This is a genomic window from Actinoplanes sp. NPDC051494 (assembly GCF_044454705.1).
Lineage (GTDB): Bacteria > Actinomycetota > Actinomycetes > Mycobacteriales > Micromonosporaceae > Actinoplanes.
In genome coordinates, this window is sequence record NZ_JBITDZ010000008.1 from 75,434 (window position 1) to 93,185 (window position 17,752).

Consider the following 17,752-nt stretch of genomic DNA (forward strand, 5'->3'; position numbering starts at 1 on the left):
GCGCGGGCGGCGGCTTGCGGTGGGGAGCTGGCTTTCGGGGCGGTCGTGGACTGCCCGGCGATCCAGGGCTCGGAGCGCCACGTCTTCACCGTCCGGACCACCGCGGATGGTGACCGGATCCAGACGACGTTCCGGAACCAGAGCCAGGACGACAGCATCGACATCGCGATCACCGGCCCCGACGGTCCGGTGAACTGCACCATCGGGTTCTCGCCGTACTGGTGCGACGCCCCGGTCGCCGGGGTCTACACGTTCACCGTGTCGCTGTACTACAAGTCCGGCACCGGGACCTACCAGCTCGGCGTCGACTCCTGGGCGACACCGTCCTCCTGCACCACGCTCGACGAGGACTTCTTCGCGATCGGCGCCCCGGGACGCAACGGGTCGCTGCCGGTCGGGTCGGCCGGTGACTGCTACCGCTTCGAATCGGCCCGCGACGGCGACGAGCTGGTGCTCGCGCTGGACGGCTCGGGTGCGTGGTTCAACGGTGGCATCGAGAACGCCGCGAACGAACGTCTCTGCGACTTCAACTACAGCCGTTCCTGCACGATCAGCGGGGACGGGCCGTACCGGTTCTTCCTGCACGAGGGGTACGGCAACGCGGTCGACTACCACCTGCGGATCACCCGGATCACCCGGCCGGTCGGCTGCACCGCCCTGCAGACCGCCCACTTCGGCACGCTCTCGGATGCCCAGCGGGCCACCGGTGACCTCGGGCCCAACGGGATCGCGTGCCACACGTTCACCGCTCGGGCCGGCACGCACCTCGTGCAGATGGAGAACACCAACAGCGCGAACTGGTCGATCCGTGGCGGCGACAACGCTGAGGTCTGCTCGAAGTGGTCCTCCGGCCTGTGGTGCGAGCTGCCCGCCGACGGTCCGTACACCTTGCTGGTGACCAACACGGAGAGCTGGAACGAGGTCCGCTACGAGGCGGTCGCCGTCGCGCTGAACAGTGACGAGGGATGCGCGGAGCGGGTCAGCACCGCGTGGGACCGCCCGGCGACCCGGATCGCGCTCAACAGCATGCTCGGTGTCGCCTGCCTGCCGTTCGAGGCCGCGCCGGGTGAGCGGGTCGAGTCCCGCGCGAGCCTCGGCTACGGGTGGATCACCGACCGCACCGGCACCCGGATCTGCGACACCGACGGCGGGGATTCCGGCGACGGTTGCGTGCTGCCCGGCACCGGTCCCTACCGCCTGCTCGCCTGGTACACCGCGTACGGCTCCCCGGAGATCGCCGTGGAGGTGCGCAACCTCTCGGCTCCGGTCGGCTGCCCCACGGTCACCCCGGGATCGTTCGGCACCGCGCCGGCCGGCTTCTCCTCGATCCGCTGCCGGACGCTGACCCTGCCGGCCGCCGGGTCGTACCTGGTCCGTGCCGTGACCGAGGACAACTATGTCCGGTCCCCGCGGGTCTACGCCCCGACCGGCGAGCGGATCTGCACCGGTTCGTGGTGCGCCTTCCCGGCCGCGGGGTCGTACACGCTGGCCGTGGACGCCGCCGAGGACTTCACCACGGTGCTGATCCCGGCCACCACCACGAGCTGCGTGCCGGTCTCCGACCAGGGCGTGGCGGCGGGTGCCGTCGCGGGCAGCTTCACCGGTGCCGGGCAGATCGACTGCTACCAGCTCGCCGGGCCGGCCGGCACCACCGTCACCCACGTGTTGCCCGGCAATGCCTCCGGGGCGTCCGCTCCAGAGCTCACCATCTATGACGCCGACGGCACCTACATCTGTGACGGATACGAGTCGCAGACCTATGGATGCCGCCTGGACGGCACGGCACCCTTCCGGGCCGTGGTCTCGTCGCGCGAGGATTACCCGACCGGCGTCTACCGGCTGGCGTTCCAGCGCACTGCCGGGATGACCGGCTGTGGCGCCTTCCCGCAGGGGCAGGCTTCCACCGTCTCCGTCACCGCTGACCGTTTCGCCACCTGTCTGACGATCCCGGCCAACGGGCACGCCACGCAGGAGATCGTCTCCTTCGCCCGGACCGCCGGTGCGGGCAAGGCCCGGGTCGTGGTCTACCGGGATTCCACCGGTGGCGTCGCCTGCGCCACCGGCACCGCCGCCTACCAGAACACCACCGCCGCCTACGCGTCCTGCGACCTCGTCGCGGGGCAGTCGTACTCGGCGCTGATCATCGCGGACACGGAGCCCTCCACGTTCCGGCTCTCCCGTCACGACGCGACGCCGGCCGGCGGCCACTGCACCGCCGTCACGTCGACGACCGTCGGGGGCGCGGCTTCCACCGGCACGGTCGCCTCCGCGGACGAGGTCCGGTGTCACCGGATCACCGCGGCCGCCGCCCGGGACGAGTTCATGATCGCCATCCGCAGCCGGGCCTCGTCGGCACGGCTCTGGGTCACCGATCCGGCCGGCAAGCGGCTCTCCTGCTCCGAGTGGTCACCCTGCCGGACCACCGGATCGACCGGCTACCAGGTGTTCGTCTCGGCGAACACCACCGACGGGCCGGTGCCGTACGAGGTGGACACCTGGAGGACCTCGTCCAGCGCCGGACTGCCGGCCGAGTGCCCGGTGGTGGCCTCGTCCGCGTACGGCTTCGGGCCGATTTCCGGGGTGCTCGACAGCGCGCGGACCGGAGCCTGCCTGCAGGTGCCGGCCACGTCCCGGGACCGCTTCGAGGTCACGATCGAGAACACCGCGGACGCCGACGGCCGCACCCCCGATCCGTACCTGGTCAATGGTGGCACGATCCGGAGCTGCTACTACGGTTCCGCCGGCCGGACCTGCTACGCGGAGGCGAAACCCGGCGAGACGAAGGTGCTGTTCGTCCTGCGGGCCGGGGAGCTCGGCCGTCACCCGTTCCGCGCCGAGGCGACCTGCGACTCCGGGCTCTGCGGGGGTACCGGGTTCTCCGCGGCCTCGTTCTCGCCCGCGACGGCGGTGACCGGCACCCGGACCACGATCACCGTGCGCGGCACCGCCCTGCACCTCAAGGACGTCGTCCAGCTGACCGCCACCGGCAAGCCGGCGATCACCGCGACGGTGAAAGCCGTCTCCGCGGACCGGACCACGCTCACCGCCGAGGCCGCTCTCACCGGTGCCGCCACCGGGGCCCGGACCGTGACGGTGAAGCCGTTCTACTCCGGTGCGGACCGGGTGACCGTGCCCGCCACGTTCACGGTCGCGCCGGTGCCGGCGCCCGCGGCGCTCAGGAACACCAGGGCACCGTGGATCTCCGGCACCGTCCGGGTCGGGTCGAAGGTCACCGCGAACGCCGGGTCGTGGACGCCGGCCGCCACGTCGTACACCTACCGGTGGATGGCCAACGGCGCGACGATCTCCGGGGCGACCGCTGCCACGTACCCGGTCGGCGCCTCCGTCGTCGGCAAGAAGCTCACCGTGGCGATCACCGCCAAGCGTTCCGGGCACCCCAGCGGGGCCCGGACCTCGGCGGCCGTCACGATCGCCAAGGGCGTCGCTCCCAGGGCGAGCAAGGCTCCGAGCATCACCGGGACGGCCCGGAAGAACCGTACGGTGAAAGTCTCGGTGGGCACCTGGTCACCCAAGGCCGATTCCTACGCCTACCAGTGGCGGCTCAACGGCGTGGCCATCAAGGGCGCTACGCGGTCCAGCCTCAAGCTGACCGCGACGATGGTCGGTAAGAAGGTCACCGTCGTGGTGGTCGCCAAGCGCAAGGGCCACACCGACGGCAGGGCCACCAGCGGTTCCGTCAAGGTCAAGAAGTAGGCACACCGGGGCCCAGCAGCCGGGGAGCACGAGATCAGGGTGGACTCGGGGTCTTCACCGATCCCGATGATGCGCGTGCTCCCTAGGCTGACCCTGTGAGTCTCATCGTGACCCAAGGGTTGACCAAGACATATGGCGGGCGGGTGACCGCGCTGCACGACCTCACCGTCGAGGTGGAGCCCGGGATCGTCGGCCTGGTCGGTGCGAACGGTGCCGGCAAGTCCACGTTCATCAAGATCATGCTCGGCCTGATCACGCCGACGAGCGGTTCGGTACGGGTGTTCGGGCTGGACCCGGCCGTCGACACGGACAAGGTCCGCGCCCGGGTCGGGTACATGCCCGAGCACGACGCGCTGCCACCGGACGTGTCGGCCGCCGAGTTCGTCACGCACCTGGGCCGGATCAGCGGCCTGCCCGCCACCGCGGCCCGCGAGCGCGCGTCCGAGGCGCTGCGCCACGTCGGGCTGTACGAGGAGCGCTACCGGCAGATCGGCGGCTACTCGACCGGCATGAAACAGCGGGTCAAGCTCGCGCAGGCGCTGGTGCACGACCCCGACCTGCTGCTGCTCGACGAGCCGACCAACGGCCTCGACCCGGCCGGCCGCGACGAGATGCTGGCGCTGATCCAGCGGGTCGGCACCGAGTTCGGCATCTCCGTGGTGACCTGCTCGCACCTGCTCGGCGAGGTCGAGCAGATCTGCGACTCGCTGGTGGCGATCGAGGGCGGCCGCCTGCTGCGCGCCGACCGCATCTCCGCGATGACGACCGCCAGCGACGTGCTCGCCGTCGAGGTCTCCGAGGGGATGGACGAACTGGCCGCCGCTCTGCGCGAGCTCGGCCTCCCGGTGCAGGTGGACGGGCGGGTGCTGCTCGTACCCCTGGACCAGGACGGCACGTACGACCGGATCCTGCGCGCGGTGGCCGACCTGGACCTGCCGTTGCACCGCCTCGACCAGCGCCGCCACCGGGTGGCCGAGCTCTTCACCCCGAGGGAGACGGCTGATGTCTGAAGCCAGTGTCATCCACGACATCGGATACCAGCGGTACACCGGCCCGAGGCTGGGCCGCGGCGCGGTGTTCGGCGCGCTGTACCTCCACGGGCTGCGGGCCTCGTTCGGGTTCGGCCGGTCGGCCAAGGCCAAGATCTTCCCGTGGGGCGTGGTCGCGATCCTCAACCTGGTCGCGGTGATCGTCGCGGCGGTCCGTTCCCAGGCCGGCATCGTGGTCTTCAACTACATCACGTTCGCCGACGCGATGAGCTGGCTGATCATCTTCTTCGTCGCGATCGTGGCTCCCGAGCTCGTCTCGCGGGACATGCGCTCCGGGGTGCTCCCGCTGTACTTCAGCCGTCCGCTGCGGGCCTCCGACTACGTGGCCGCCAAGGTGGCGAGCATGGTCACGGCGGTGTGGCTGCTGCTCGCCGTACCCCAGTTGGTGATGTTCCTGGGTGCGGCCTTCACCACGAAGACCGGGATGTCGGGCGTCTGGGACGAGACCCTCGATCTGCTGCCGGGATGGGGGTACAGCCTGCTGTGGGCGGTCCTGTTCACCAGCATCGGGCTGCTGATCGCGTCGCTGACCGGCAAGCGCGCGTTCGCCGCCGGCGGCATCGTCGCGGTGTTCCTGATGACCACCCCGGTGGTCGGCGTGCTGTCGATCCTGCCGTCCGACGACGCCCGGCACGCCGCCGGGCTGGCCAGCCCGATGACGCTGATCCAGGGCGTCGGCCAGTGGCTGATCCCGACCGCCAACACCGGCCTCGATCTGGGCAGCTTCGGCCCGGTCTACGCCATCGAGGCGTTCACCCTGATCGCCGCCTGCCTGTTGCTCCTGCTCGCCCGCTACCGGAAGGTGGCCTCGCTGTGACCACGATGAACCTGCAGAACGTGTCGCGGTGGTACGGCAACGTCGTGGCCGTCAACGACATCACGATGACGCTCAACCCGGGTGTCACCGGTCTGCTCGGGCCGAACGGCGCGGGCAAGACGACGGTGCTGCACATGATGGCGGGTTTCCTCGCGCCGTCGCGCGGCACGGTCACCCTCGACGACACCTCCACCTGGCGCAACCCGGAGGTCTACAAGCAGCTGGGCCTGGTCGCCGAGCGCGAGGCGGTGCACGGCTTCCTGACCGCCCGCGAGTTCGTCATGGCGTCGGCCAGGATGCAGAAGCTGCCGGACCCGAAAAAGGCGACCGACTGGGCGCTCGAGATGGTCGAGATGACCCCGGCCGCGGACCGCCGGATCGAGACGTACTCCAAGGGCATGCGGCAGCGCACCCGGGTGGCGGCCGCGCTGGTGCACAACCCCCAGGTCCTGCTGCTGGACGAGCCGTTCAACGGCATGGACCCCCGCCAGCGCATGCACATGATGGGCCTGTTGCACGAGCTGGGCGACCGGGGCCACACGATCCTGTTCAGCTCGCACATCCTGGAGGAGGTCGAGCAGGTCTCCGGCACCGTCCAGGTCATCGTCGCGGGCCGGCTGGCCGCCTCCGGTGACTACCGCCGGATCCGGCGCCTGATGACGAACCGGCCGCACGTCTTCGCGGTGCAGTCCTCCGACGACCGGCGGCTGGCGGTGGCCCTGATCGGCGAGAAGTCGGTCAGCGGCGTCGAGGTGGCGGCGACCGGCCTGACCGTACGCGCCTCGGACTACGGCAGTTTCACCCGCGCCCTGCCGCGCATCGCCCTGGACTCGGAGATCCGCCTGAAGAAGCTGATCCCGTCCGACGAATCCCTGGAGAGCGTCTTCTCCTACCTGCTGGAGGCCTGACATGTCGACCGTAGCCTGGATCACGGCTCGCGGCCTGTTCGGCCGCCGCCGGGCCCTGCTCCTGCTGCCGCTGCCGCTGCTGCTGGTGGGCCTGGCCGCGCTCTGCCGCGCGTACGACGTGGCGCCCACCGACTGGGGCACCCCGGTGATCGTCGGCCTCGGTCTCGCGGTGGTCCTGCCGGTGATCTCGCTCATCGTCGGCACCGGCGTGCTGGGTTCCGAGGTGGACGACGGCACGATCGTGCACATCCTGACCAAGCCCCTGCCCCGCCGGGACATCATCCTGGCCAAGCTCGGCGTCGCGGTCGTGGTGACGGCCCTCTCCTCGGCGATCCCGCTGTTCATCGCGGGCTGGCTCGCCGACTCCGCCCGTTTCGGTCTGGCCCTGGCGGTGGCGGCGGCGGTCGGCGCGTTCGCCTATTCCGCCTTCTTCCTGCTGCTCAGCCTGCTGACCCGCCGCCCGGTGCTGCTCGGCCTGGTCTACATCCTGGTCTGGGAGGGCCTGCTGGGCCGTTTCGTCAGCGGCACCCGGGTCCTGTCGATCGAGCAGTACGTCATCACCATCGCCGACAAGATCGCCCCGACCCCGCTGCTGGACGCCCGGGTCTCCGTCCCGGTGGCGGCGGTCATGGCGACCCTGTTCATCCTGGGGTGCGCGGTCGGGGCCGTCGACCGCCTGCGCAGTTTCTCCATGGCCGGCGAGACCAGCTGACGAGGACCACGACCGGGGCGGCATCCTCCAGCTGGAGGATGCCGCCCCTCTGTCGTCCCGATCGTGGTCAGGGCAGGGCCGGGCCGACGTCGACCTGGAAGATGGGGAGTTTGCCGAGCTTGCGGTAGGCCGCCAGAGATTCCTTCGTAGCGTCGACCGAGGATTCGCGGCCGTCCTGGTTGTGCGGGGTGTCGAAGTGGATCAGCGCCTTGATCTTGGGGAATTTCTTGATCTGTCTGCCGACCTCCCGGTAGAACTCCGCTTTGTGTCCCGGGTTCTTCTTGGAGGACCAGACGCCCCATTCCGCGACCATCAGCGGCTTGCCCGGGTGCTTGGTGGCCGCCCAGTTGTAGAAACCGGGCCAGGCCGGGCGGGCCGAGGATTGGCGGTTGAGCAGTTCCTCGAAGTCGCCGTGGCCGTAACCGGGGTCGCTGTAGGCGTAGGAATCGAAACCGATCCAGTCGACCACGTCGTCGCCGGGGTACATGCGGTCGAACCATTTCTGGCTGGTGTGCGGTACGTAGGCCATGTGGACCAGCACCGTGACAAGGTTGTCGACGCCGTGGGCGCGGAGGCGTTTCACCACGTGGCGGTACATCGCCGAGTAGTCCTCCGCGCGGTATCCGGAACCGGATTTCTCCCGCACGTTGTCCTCGGCCTCGTGGTGCACCGTGAAGAAGAACTGTTCGGGGAAGGTGTTGTTGATGTATGCCGCGAGTTTGTCGAGGTATTTGTCCGTGGCCTTGTCACCCTTGGCGATCTTGGCCCAGGACGCACCCTTCGGCTTCCAGTTGAGGAACAGGATCCGTTCGCGTCCCGGTTCGCGGGCGATGCGCCTCTCGGCCACGGTCGGGAACAGCTGCGAGTTGCCCCGGTGATAGGCGTGGTACACGTCCTGGTGCCGTTCGGTCTTCTTTTCGAACGCGGCCAGCGCCTGCTGGCCGCGCGCGTCGGTGAAGGCGCCCGGGGCCACTCCCCAGAGAACCCCGCAGCTGGGGACCAGGTCGACGCCGGTCTCGCACGTGCCTGCGCCTTGCGGGGCCGGCGCGACGTTCGCGGCCTTGCCCGGCGCCGCGGTGGGCGAGGCGGGGGCGCTGGAGGATCCCGGGGACAGGGACGACCCGGTGGCACCCGGAGCGGGATCCACCGGCACGCCGGGCTCGGCCGTCGGGTCCGGCACGAAGGTCTGACCCGGTGCGGGCGGGAAAGGTGAGTCGGTGCCGGGGACGACCACCGGGGTGGGGCCGTAGGTGAGGCTCAGCTGGTCGACACCACCGGTCCAGGCCCAGGAGAGCGTCGCACCGGCCGAGATCGTGAAGACGAGGGTGATCGCGGCGAGGTGCAGGGACCGGCTTCGACGTACAGGACGTGTCACGATTGTGCAGTTTGTTACTTAGAGTCCACTTTGTCGACAACCCACGCGGACGGACCCCACTCGACCTTGTGGACCGCTACTGAGAAACTGTCCGTCAAGTCACTGCAGGGGGAGTCTCAGGTGAACGACGGTTCGGTCCTTCCCGAGGACGTGTTGCGTGACGCGCCGTCGTACACGCCGCGCGCGCACGAGCTCGCCGACCTCGAGCTACTGCTTTCCGGCGCGTACGCGCCGCTGACCGGTTTCCTCGGTCGCGCCGACCTGCAGGCCTTGCGCCGACGGGGCCGGCTCGCCGACGGGACACCGTGGCCGGTGGCGGTCACGTGCGAGATCCCGGCCGAGTTCGGCGCCGGTCTCGACCTCGCCGACCCGGCCCGGCGCACGGTCGTGCTGACCGACCCCGAGGGCGCGCCGGTCGCCGCGGTCGAGGTGACGGACGCCTGGCCCACCACCGAGCGGATGTACGCCATCGGCGGCATCGTGCGCCGGATGGGCGACGGCGGGCACGGGCCCTTCCAGCGCCTGCGGCGTAACCCGGAAGAGGTCCGGGCGCTGCTCCCACCGGGCCGGGTGCTCGGCGTGATCGCCGACCGCCCGCTGCACCGGCCGCAGCTCGCCCAGATCGCGCACGCCGCGCGCACGCTCGCCGCGCACCTGCTGATCTTCATCCCGGTGACCGGGCCGGGGCCGGACGGGCTGCCGCCCGAGGCGCTGGTGCGCTCGATCTTCGCCGCCCGCGACCGGATGCCCCCGGCCACGATCGTGGCGGTGCCGCTGATGACCCGCGGCGACGAGATGCGCGACGCGATGCTGCGCGCCCGGGTCGTCGTGGCGTACGGCGTCACCCACGTCCTGTCGACCGGCGACATGCTCTCCGGCGGCGGTCTGCGGGTGCTGGTGCCGCGCGAGCTCGCCTACGACAACCGCGACGGCCAGTGGCGCTGGCGCGACGACATCCCGCCGCGCAACCGGCGGCTCGCGATGCCCCGCGCCGAGATCGCCGAGCTGCTCGACCGGGGCTTCCCGCTGCCCGAGTGGCACACCCCGCCGGCCGTCGCCAAGGAGCTGGCCCGGGTGCGGCCGCCCCGGCGGCACCGCGGGCTGGTGGTGTTCTTCACCGGCTTCTCCGGTTCCGGCAAGTCCACCGTCGCCCGGGGGCTGGCCGACACGCTGCGCGAGAGCGGCGAGCGGACCATCACGTTCCTGGACGGTGACGTGGTGCGCCGGGAGCTCTCCGCCGGCCTGGGCTTCAGCCGCGCCGACCGGGACGCCAACGTGCGCCGGATCGGCTGGGTCGCGGCCGAGGTCGGCCGGCACCGCGGGATGGCCATCGCCTGCCCCATCGCGCCCTACGCGGACGCCCGCGCCGCGGTGCGCCGGATGGCCACCGACGCCGGGGCCGGGTTCGTGCTGGTGCACGTCAACACCCCGATCGAGGTGTGTGAGCAACGCGACCGCAAGGGCCTGTACGCCCGGGCCCGGGCCGGTCAGCTGCGCGGCATGACCGGGATCGACGACCCGTACGACGTGCCCCTGGACGCCGAGCTCAGCATCGACACCACGCACATGTCGGTGCCCGAGGCGATCGACCAGGTGCTCGCCTATCTGGTGGAGAGCGGCTGGGTGGAGCCCAGCATGAAGTAAGCAGGTCGCGGCGGAGTAGTTACGCATCGGCGTACGGGCCGTTTACCCCCTCGGGGGCAAAAAGCCCGACTACTTCACCCGCGAAAGGGCCGCCGTACCCATGGAAGCGCCTCGCCCGTCCGCCGACCTCTCGCACTACCTGGGCGTCTTCCGCCGCCACTGGTGGGTGGTGCTGGCGATGACCCTGGCGGGGCTCGCGGTCGGGGCCGGGGTGACCCGCATCATGCCGAAGGTCTACGAATCCTCGACCTCGGTGCTGGTCACGCCGGTCGAGCTGGACACCAACGCGGCCGGCGGGCGCACCAAGGGCACCATCAACCTCGACACCGAGGCCCAGCTCGTCCCGTCCGGCGCGGTCGCCGCCAAGGCCGCGGCGCTGCTGCGCTCCCCGGTCCCGCCGACCGAGCTGGCCCGCGACGTGTCGGTCGAGGTGCCGCCGAACACCACGGTGCTGGTGATCCGGTTCGAGGCGGACAACCCGAAGGACGCCCAATCCGGGTCGCACGCGTTCGCCGAGGCGTACCTGCGCAACCGTGAGGAGAGCGCGCGCGCCGACCTGGACAACCGGATCAAGACGCTCAATCTCAAGATCCGGCCGCTGACGACGTCGCTGGTCTCGATCAACACCCGGTTGTCCCGGGCACAGCCGGGCAGTGCCGAGCGCGGCAACCTGGAGAGCCAGCGCAGCAGCACGCAGAACCAGCTCAACAACCTGAACAGCACGCTCAACGGGCTGACCACGACGACCATCAGCGCCGGCAGCATCATCAGTGACGCCCGCGAGCCGGACGAGCCGACCAGCCCGAACGCGATGCTCAACTTCGCCGCCGGCGCCATGATCGGTCTGCTGCTCGGGCTGGTGCTGGCGTTCCTGCGGGAGCGGTTCGACCGGCGCCTGCGCACCGCCGCCGACGTCCGCGACCGGGGGCGCATCCCGGTGCTGGCCGCGCTCGACGAGCGCACCACCCCGCACTTCGACGACGTGCTGCAGCCGTACGGCCCGGGTGGCCGGGTCTTCAACCGCCTGCGCAACGAGATCCTCGCCAGTCTCAACGCGGGCGATCAGATCATCGTCGTCACGGGCGCCAGCCGGGGCTCCGCGACCACGCTCGTCGCCGCGAACCTGGCCGCCGCGCTGGCCCGTACCGGAAGTGATGTCGTCCTGATCGGAGCGCACCTGCCGGACAGCGTTGTGGACGCCGCGCCGCTGGCCCGGATGCTCGGGGTCTCCGCCATGCCGGGCCTGTCCGACCTGCTGGCCGGCCGGGTCAGCCTGAACGACGTGGTGCAGCGCACGGCGCGGATCCCGTCGCTACGGGTCGTCACCACCGGCGGCGCGGCCACCGCCGCCGGGCTGATGCAGTCCCAGCGGCTGCGCGACACGCTGGACTCGCTGCGCCGGCAGGCCGGTTACATCGTCATCGAGGCGCCGTCGACCAGCAGCAGCGCCGACGCGCAGAGCCTGGCCAGCCTCGCCGACGCGGCGATCCTCGCGGTCGAGCTGCGCCGCTCGAAGCGCCCGGCCCTGCTGGACGCCGCCGAGCAGTTGAGCCGGGTCGGCACCAAGCTGCTGGGCGCGGTGGTGCTGCCGCAGCTCACCGGCCCGACCCGGACCTCACCCGCGGAGAGCCTGCCGGCGGTGGCGCTCGGCGCGCAGAAACACGAGGATCCCGCGGTCGCCGACGGCGACCGGACCCAGCAGATGCGGACGGTCCCCTCGTTCGTGGCCCGGCCGCCCCGGCAGGGTGACGGCACCGAGGAGGTCACCGCGATCATCAATCTGTCCGGCAAGACGACGAAGCAGTCCCGGGACGACGACCGGTGACGCTGGTCGTCCCCGGGGGGACGCGCGCGGCGCACAGTGCGGCGCCGGCGCGCCCCGTCTGGCTGCCGGCCTGGCCGGTGGCCTCGATCCTCGCCCTGTACCCGCTGTGGTGGGCGCTCGGCCTGGGGGTGCTGATCTTCCCGATCATGGCCGCGCCGATGCTGGTGCTGCTGGTCCGGCGCCGGGCGGCCGGCCGGCCGCTGCGACTGCCGCCGGGCGCGGGCTGGTGGGCACTGTTCCTGGCGGCGGTGCTGATCAGCATCCTGGCGCTGGGCGCCGACCCGGCCGGGACGGTGGTCGAGCATGCCGAGGGCCGCCTGGTCGCGGTCCTCTACCGGTTGATCATGTACGTGTCCCTGACCATCCTGCTCGTCTACACCGGCAACCTCACGGAGTCGGAACTCCCCCGCCGCCGGCTGGTGCGACTGCTCGGCTGGTTGTTCGTGCTGACCGTGGCCGGCGGCCTGCTCGGCCTGGTCGCGGGCTCGTTCGCGTTCACGTCGCCGGTGGAGTGGCTGCTGCCGGGTTCGTTGCGGAGCAAGGGGTTCGTGCAGTCGCTGGTGCACCCGTACGCGGCGCAGATCATGGACCTGGTCGGCGCGGAACAGCCACGCCCGGCCGCGCCCTGGGGTTACACCAACACCTGGGGCAACAACTTCTGCCTGCTCATGTGCTGGGTCGTGGCAGCCGCCTGGGCGACCCGGCGGTTGAGCGTCAAGGTGCTCGCGCTGGCCTGCCTGGCGATCGCGATCGTGCCGGCGGTGGTCTCCCTCAACCGCGGGCTGTGGGTCGGGGTCGGGGTCGTCATGGTGTACGTCGCGATCCGTTACGTGCTGATGGGCCGGCTGTGGGTCCTCGCGGCGGTCGGCCTGGCCGGTGCCGGTCTGGCGGTCGCCCTGGCCGCCACCCCGATGGGCGACGTGGTCAGTGCCCGGCTCGACAACGGCAAGTCCAACGGCGTGCGCTCGTTCCTGATCGAGCGCGCGGTCGACGGTTTCCAGGACTCACCGATCATCGGGTACGGCTCCACGCGCAACACCATCGGTGGCCGCAACTCCATCACCGTGGGCGAGAGCTCGGAGTGCGAGCGCTGCGGCAACTTCACGGTCGGCGGCAACGGCCAGCTGTGGCAGCTGATGTACGCCCACGGCACCGTCGGCACCGTCGCCTACCTGGGCTTCTTCGGCTACGGGCTGTGGCGGTTCCGGCGGGACCGAACGCCGGTCGGGATCGCCGCCGGGGCCGCGATCGTGAGCTCGTTCTCCGCGATGCTCTGGTACAACGCGATCCCCACCCCCCTGGCGTTCATGTTCCTGGCCTACGCGCTGCTCTGGCGCAACGAACTCGAGGGGGACGCCCATGCCCGTTAAGACCGCGCCGGCGGAGCTGACCGCCGGTGACTCGGCTCTGCGCACCCGGTACCTCAACGAGGTGCTGGCGCTGCTGTATCCGCTGCCGTGTGCCACCGGTGACCGGCGGGGCGAGCCGATCGCCGAATATCTGGTCGTGCCGGACGCGCGCCGCCCCCGGCTGCTGGTGCCGACGACGTCGCGGCGGGTCGCGGCCGCCGCGGTGCGCCGGTACGCCGAACCGCAGTCCCGGGCGGCCCGGCTCAAACGCGACGCGGTGGTGGCGGCGTTGCGGACCGGTGCGTCCAGCGTCCTGCTGCGCGACCGGGTGCGGATCACCGGTCCGGTCTCGGCGAGCATCGACGGCTACCTGCACGAGGCGCTGGGCCGGGACCTGTCGGTGAGCATCCACATCGGACCGGCGCGGGCCAACCGTAAGCCGGTGCTGCAGCTGATCAGCCCCGAGGGCGAGACGTTCGGCTTCGGCAAACTCGGCACCGGCCCGCTGACCCAGCGCCTGGTGAAGGCCGAGACGACCGCACTGACCGCGCTGGGCACGGTCGGTCTGACGAAGCTGACCGTGCCGTCCGTGCTGCACGCCGGGCAGTGGCGTGGCCTGCAGGTGCTCGTCCAGTCGGCGCTGCCGGTGTGGCTACCACGAGCGCCGCTGACCCCGCGCCGGCTCACCGCCGCGATGATCGACATCGCCGGGTGCTGCGGGTTCAGCAACGGCACGCTGAACGGCAGCGCCTACTGGGCGGAGCTGCGCGGGCGCCTGCACGCGGTGGGCGACCGGCCCGAGGGGGTCGCGCTGGCGGCGGCCGCCGAACAGCTCGCCGCCCGGTCCGGGGACCACACGCTGCGGTACGGCGCGTGGCACGGCGACTGGGCGCCCTGGAACATGGCCAACCTCGCCGACGCGCTGCTGGTCTGGGACTGGGAACGGTTCGCCAAGCACGTACCCGTGGGCTTCGACGCCGTGCACCACGAGCTGCAGCGGCGCATCCAGTCCAGCGGTGACGCGGGGGCCGCCGTGGAGGCCACCGTGCGGCGGGCCGACGAGCTGCTCGCCCCGTTCACGGTCGCCCCGGAGGTCCGGGAGCTGACCGCGCTGCTGTACCTCGTCGACCTCGCCACCCGTTACCTGGCCGACCGCCAGGCCGAGGCGGGCGCCCGCCTGGGAGTGCTCGGGACGTGGCTGCTGCCCGTACTCATCAGAAGGGTTGAAGAACTGTAATGGATGTCCGGAAGGTTCCCGCGCCGGTCAAGCGGGTGGTGCACCTCGGCACCCGGTCCTACGGCCGACTCACCGCGCCCCGCCGGATGACGCCCTCGTTCCTCATCTGCGGCGGGCAGCGGTGCGGCACCACGTCGTTGTACCGTGCGCTCTCCGCGCATCCGGTGGTGCTCAAGGCCGTGCTGCACAAGGGCGTGCACTACTTCGACGTCTCCTACGAGCGCGGCATGTCGTGGTACAAGGGGCATTTCCCGACCCACCGGCAGGCCGACAAGGTCCGCGAGAAGCACGGGGTCGCGGCGCAGACGTTCGAGTCGAGCCCGTACTACATGTATCACCCGCAGGCGGCCGCCCGGATCGCCGCCGACCTGCCCGGGGCGAAGCTGCTCGTGCTGGTCCGGGATCCGGTCGAGCGCGCCTACTCGCAGCACCATCACGAGGTGGCCCGCGGCTTCGAGACGGAGCTCGACTTCGGCAACGCGCTCGCCCTGGAACCGGCCCGGTTGCACCGGCAGGAGGACAAACTCGCAGCCGACCCGGGCTACTACTCGTTCGGGCATCAGCACCACGCCTACCGGGCCCGCGGCGAATACGCCCGCTACCTGAGCGTCATGGCGCAGCACGTCGGCCGGGAACGCATCCATGTGGTGGAGAGCGAAAAATTCTTCACCGACCCCGAGCAGACGTACGACGAGGTGTGCGCGTTCCTGGGCCTGCCGACCGATCTGCCCCGTCCCGAGTTCGAGCGGCACAACGCCCGCCCCCGCGAGTCCGACATGGACCCGGGCATCCGGCGTGAACTGCGGAACCACTACGCCACCCACGACGACGCACTGATCACGTGGCTGGGTCGCGTACCCGTCTGGCGTCAAGCGTGACCGCTGCCGTCGCCGAGCGGAAGAACCGGGGGCTGGCCCGCGGCGGGCTCGCCGGGATGGTGGGGTCGGCGCTGGCCGGGGGCACCGGGGTGGTCGTCACCTGGGTCGTCGCCCGCGCCCTCGGCACCGAGCAGGCCGGCGCGTTCTTCGCGGCGACGGCGGCGTTCGTCCTCGGCGGCGGTCTGGCCAAACTGGGCACCCAGACCGGGCTCGTCTACTGGCCGGCCCGGTTGCGGGCCACCGGCCGCGACCACCTGCTCGGCGCGTGCCTGCGCACCGGCCTCGCGCCGGTACTCGTCCTGTCGGTGCTGCTCGGCGCCGCGATGTGGTGGTGGGCCCCCGCCATCGCTGCGATCACCGCCGCCGACTCGCCGCGGGTGCACGCCGAGCACGCCACGGGGCTGCGGATGCTGGCGGTCTTCCTGCCGTTGCAGGCCATGACCGACGCGCTGCTCACCGCCACCCGCGGCTACCGGTCCATGCGGCCGACCGTCGTCCTCGACCGCGTCCTGCGCAGCGCGCTGCAGTTGCTGTGCGTCGGCGCGGCCGGTGTCGCGACCATGTGGATCGGTGCGTCGCTGCCGCTGTTCGCGTTCGCCTGGGCGGTGCCGTACCTGCCGGTGGCGTTCCTCGCGGCCTTCGCCCTGCGCAAGACCTATCGCACCGGCCGGCCCACGGACTCCCGCAGCCGGCGGGCCGAACGGCACGGCCTGCGGCGCGACTTCTGGCGCTTCACCGGGCCGCGCGCGCTGGCCAGCGTGGCCCAGCTCGCCCTGCAACGGGTGGACGTGCTGCTCGTGGCAGCGCTCGGCGGTCTCGCCCCGGCAGCGGTGTACGCGGTCGCCGGCCGGTTCGTGGTGCTGATCCAGTTCGCCAACCAGGGCATCTCGCAGTCGGTGCAGCCCCGCCTCGCCGAGGCGCTCGCGACCGGCGACCGGGACACGGCGAACCACCTGTACCAGACCGCGACCGGCTGGCTCGTGCTGGTGACCTGGCCGATCAACCTGCTGGTGATCCTGTACGCCCCGGTGTACCTGCGCGTCTTCGGCGACGGCTACACCGCGGGCGTACCCGTGGTCGTGGTGCTGGCCTGCGCGATGCTCGTCGCCACCGGCTGCGGCATGGTCGACATGGTGCTGGCCATGGCCGGGCGCACGTCGTGGAACCTCGTCAACGTGCTGATCGCGCTCGGTGTGACGATCGGCCTGGACGTGCTGCTCATCCCCCGGTACGGCGCGCTCGGCGCCGCGATCGGGCTGGCCTGCGCGATCCTCGCCAACAACCTGCTGCCGCTGATCCAGGTCGGCCGGGCCGCGCGGCTGCACCCGTTCGGGCCCGGGACGCTGACCGCCGGCGCGCTGTCGGTCGCGTGCTTCGGCGTACTCCCCCGGATCGTCACCGGGGTGACCGGCACCGGCCTGGCTGTGCTCGCCTTCGCCGCCGGGGTCTGGCTGCTCCGTGACCGGCTGGCGCTCGCCTTTGCATTCCCGACCAAAAACAGGAGGACGACCGTTGACCACTGAATACACCAAGGTGTTCCAGGACGCGGACGCCGTCGCGAAGTACGAGCACGTCACCTACGCGCCGGACAGCTACGCCTCGCAGATCAACGAACGCCAGCAGGCGTACCTGCGCAAACTGGTGCAACGCGAGTTCGGCGCGAAGCTCCCGGTGCAGCACGACTTCGCCTGCGGCACCGGGCGGGCGATCCGCACCCTGGACGGCCTGGTCCAGGCCGCCCACGGGTACGACACGTCGGCCGAGATGATGGCGAAGGCCGAGGAGGTCGGCTCGAAGGCGAGCTGGCACCGGATCGCCGCCGACGGCCCCGTCCCCGAGCCGGTCCCGGCCGGGCACCCGGCGATCGTCACCATGTTCCGGCTGCTGCTCAACGTGGATGACACCGTCCGCGACCGGGCTGTCGCGTTCGCCGCGAAGGTGCTGCCCACGCCGGACGCCGGCCTGCTCGTCGTGGAGAACCACGGCAACGCGGGTTCGCTGCGGCACCTGCGCGCCCGGCGGCACTCGGGTCAGCGCTGGTTCGCCGAACTGTCCCACGAGGAGATCGTCCAGCTGCTCGACCGGCACGGCTTCGAGGTCGTGGAGCGCACCGGCTTCTCGATGCTGACCGAGTCGCTGAACAAGAACCCGCTGGCCCGGGTCGCGGACGCGGCGGCCCGCGCGCTGCCCGGCACGGACGGCTTCGCGGTCAACGTGCTGTACACGGCGCGCCGGAAGAAGTAG

The 17,752-nt window shown here is 71.3% G+C and carries 13 protein-coding genes; 12 read left to right on the top strand and 1 reads right to left on the bottom strand.

The annotated features are described in order from the left end of the window. Positions 1-45: 45 nt before the first annotated feature. The 5 genes from ACIA6A_RS25790 (at position 46) to ACIA6A_RS25810 (ending at position 7,200) form a co-directional block, all read left to right on the top strand. A complete protein-coding gene (locus ACIA6A_RS25790) occupies positions 46-3,714 on the top strand; it encodes a hypothetical protein (protein WP_396100422.1) in 3,669 nt (1,222 codons plus the stop codon). A gap of 95 nt (positions 3,715-3,809) precedes the next feature. Continuing rightward, a complete protein-coding gene (locus ACIA6A_RS25795; RefSeq protein ID WP_396100423.1) occupies positions 3,810-4,724 on the top strand; it encodes an ABC transporter ATP-binding protein in 915 nt (304 codons plus the stop codon). Continuing rightward, positions 4,717-5,580, top strand: coding sequence for an ABC transporter permease (locus tag ACIA6A_RS25800; protein ID WP_396100424.1), 864 nt, complete (start codon positions 4,717-4,719; stop codon positions 5,578-5,580). The genes ACIA6A_RS25795 and ACIA6A_RS25800 overlap by 8 nt, the downstream gene beginning before the upstream one ends. Positions 5,581-5,585: 5 nt before the next feature. Next, a complete protein-coding gene (locus ACIA6A_RS25805; RefSeq protein WP_396100752.1) occupies positions 5,586-6,488 on the top strand; it encodes an ABC transporter ATP-binding protein in 903 nt (300 codons plus the stop codon). Position 6,489: 1 nt separating this feature from the next. Further along, complete coding sequence (locus ACIA6A_RS25810) at positions 6,490-7,200, top strand: ABC transporter permease subunit (RefSeq protein ID WP_396100425.1); 711 nt, start codon at positions 6,490-6,492, stop codon at positions 7,198-7,200. Positions 7,201-7,267: 67 nt separating this feature from the next. Here ACIA6A_RS25810 and ACIA6A_RS25815 read toward each other — a convergent pair whose 3' ends face one another. Continuing rightward, on the bottom strand, positions 7,268-8,575 hold the full coding sequence (locus ACIA6A_RS25815) for a glycoside hydrolase family 26 protein (RefSeq protein ID WP_396100426.1): 1,308 nt from the start codon (positions 8,573-8,575) through the stop codon (positions 7,268-7,270). A 120-nt stretch (positions 8,576-8,695) separates the two neighbouring features. On the opposite strand from ACIA6A_RS25815, the gene cysC reads away from it, so the two are divergent. From cysC to ACIA6A_RS25850, 7 genes are all read left to right on the top strand, one after another. Continuing rightward, complete coding sequence (gene cysC / locus ACIA6A_RS25820; RefSeq protein WP_396100427.1) at positions 8,696-10,219, top strand: adenylyl-sulfate kinase; 1,524 nt, start codon at positions 8,696-8,698, stop codon at positions 10,217-10,219. 100 nt (positions 10,220-10,319) lie between these two features. Continuing rightward, entirely contained in the window at positions 10,320-12,044 is a 1,725-nt protein-coding gene (locus ACIA6A_RS25825) for a Wzz/FepE/Etk N-terminal domain-containing protein (RefSeq protein ID WP_396100428.1), read from the top strand. Next, positions 12,041-13,414: a hypothetical protein gene (locus tag ACIA6A_RS25830; protein ID WP_396100429.1), complete on the top strand. Its 1,374-nt coding sequence runs from the start codon at positions 12,041-12,043 to the stop codon at positions 13,412-13,414. The genes ACIA6A_RS25825 and ACIA6A_RS25830 overlap by 4 nt, the downstream gene beginning before the upstream one ends. Further along, entirely contained in the window at positions 13,404-14,630 is a 1,227-nt protein-coding gene (locus ACIA6A_RS25835) for a hypothetical protein (RefSeq protein ID WP_396100430.1), read from the top strand. Before ACIA6A_RS25830 ends, ACIA6A_RS25835 begins: the two co-directional genes overlap by 11 nt. Beyond that, positions 14,630-15,508, top strand: a complete 879-nt coding sequence (locus tag ACIA6A_RS25840; RefSeq protein WP_396100431.1) for a sulfotransferase family protein — start codon at positions 14,630-14,632, stop codon at positions 15,506-15,508. Before ACIA6A_RS25835 ends, ACIA6A_RS25840 begins: the two co-directional genes overlap by 1 nt. Beyond that, positions 15,505-17,031, top strand: a complete 1,527-nt coding sequence (locus tag ACIA6A_RS25845) for a lipopolysaccharide biosynthesis protein (protein WP_396100432.1) — start codon at positions 15,505-15,507, stop codon at positions 17,029-17,031. Before ACIA6A_RS25840 ends, ACIA6A_RS25845 begins: the two co-directional genes overlap by 4 nt. Beyond that, positions 17,021-17,752, top strand: coding sequence for a methyltransferase domain-containing protein (locus ACIA6A_RS25850; RefSeq protein WP_396100434.1), 732 nt, complete (start codon positions 17,021-17,023; stop codon positions 17,750-17,752). Before ACIA6A_RS25845 ends, ACIA6A_RS25850 begins: the two co-directional genes overlap by 11 nt.

Excerpts from the sequence above, each read along its gene's own strand:
- ACIA6A_RS25800 (WP_396100424.1), top strand. The coding sequence starts at position 4,717 with ATGTCTGAAGCCAGTGTCATCCACGACATCGGATACCAGCGGTACACC.
- ACIA6A_RS25805 (WP_396100752.1), top strand. The coding sequence starts at position 5,586 with ATGAACCTGCAGAACGTGTCGCGGTGGTACGGCAACGTCGTGGCCGTC.
- ACIA6A_RS25810 (WP_396100425.1), top strand. The coding sequence starts at position 6,490 with ATGTCGACCGTAGCCTGGATCACGGCTCGCGGCCTGTTCGGCCGCCGC.
- ACIA6A_RS25825 (WP_396100428.1), top strand. The coding sequence starts at position 10,320 with ATGGAAGCGCCTCGCCCGTCCGCCGACCTCTCGCACTACCTGGGCGTC.
- ACIA6A_RS25835 (WP_396100430.1), top strand. The coding sequence starts at position 13,404 with ATGCCCGTTAAGACCGCGCCGGCGGAGCTGACCGCCGGTGACTCGGCT.
- ACIA6A_RS25840 (WP_396100431.1), top strand. The coding sequence starts at position 14,630 with ATGGATGTCCGGAAGGTTCCCGCGCCGGTCAAGCGGGTGGTGCACCTC.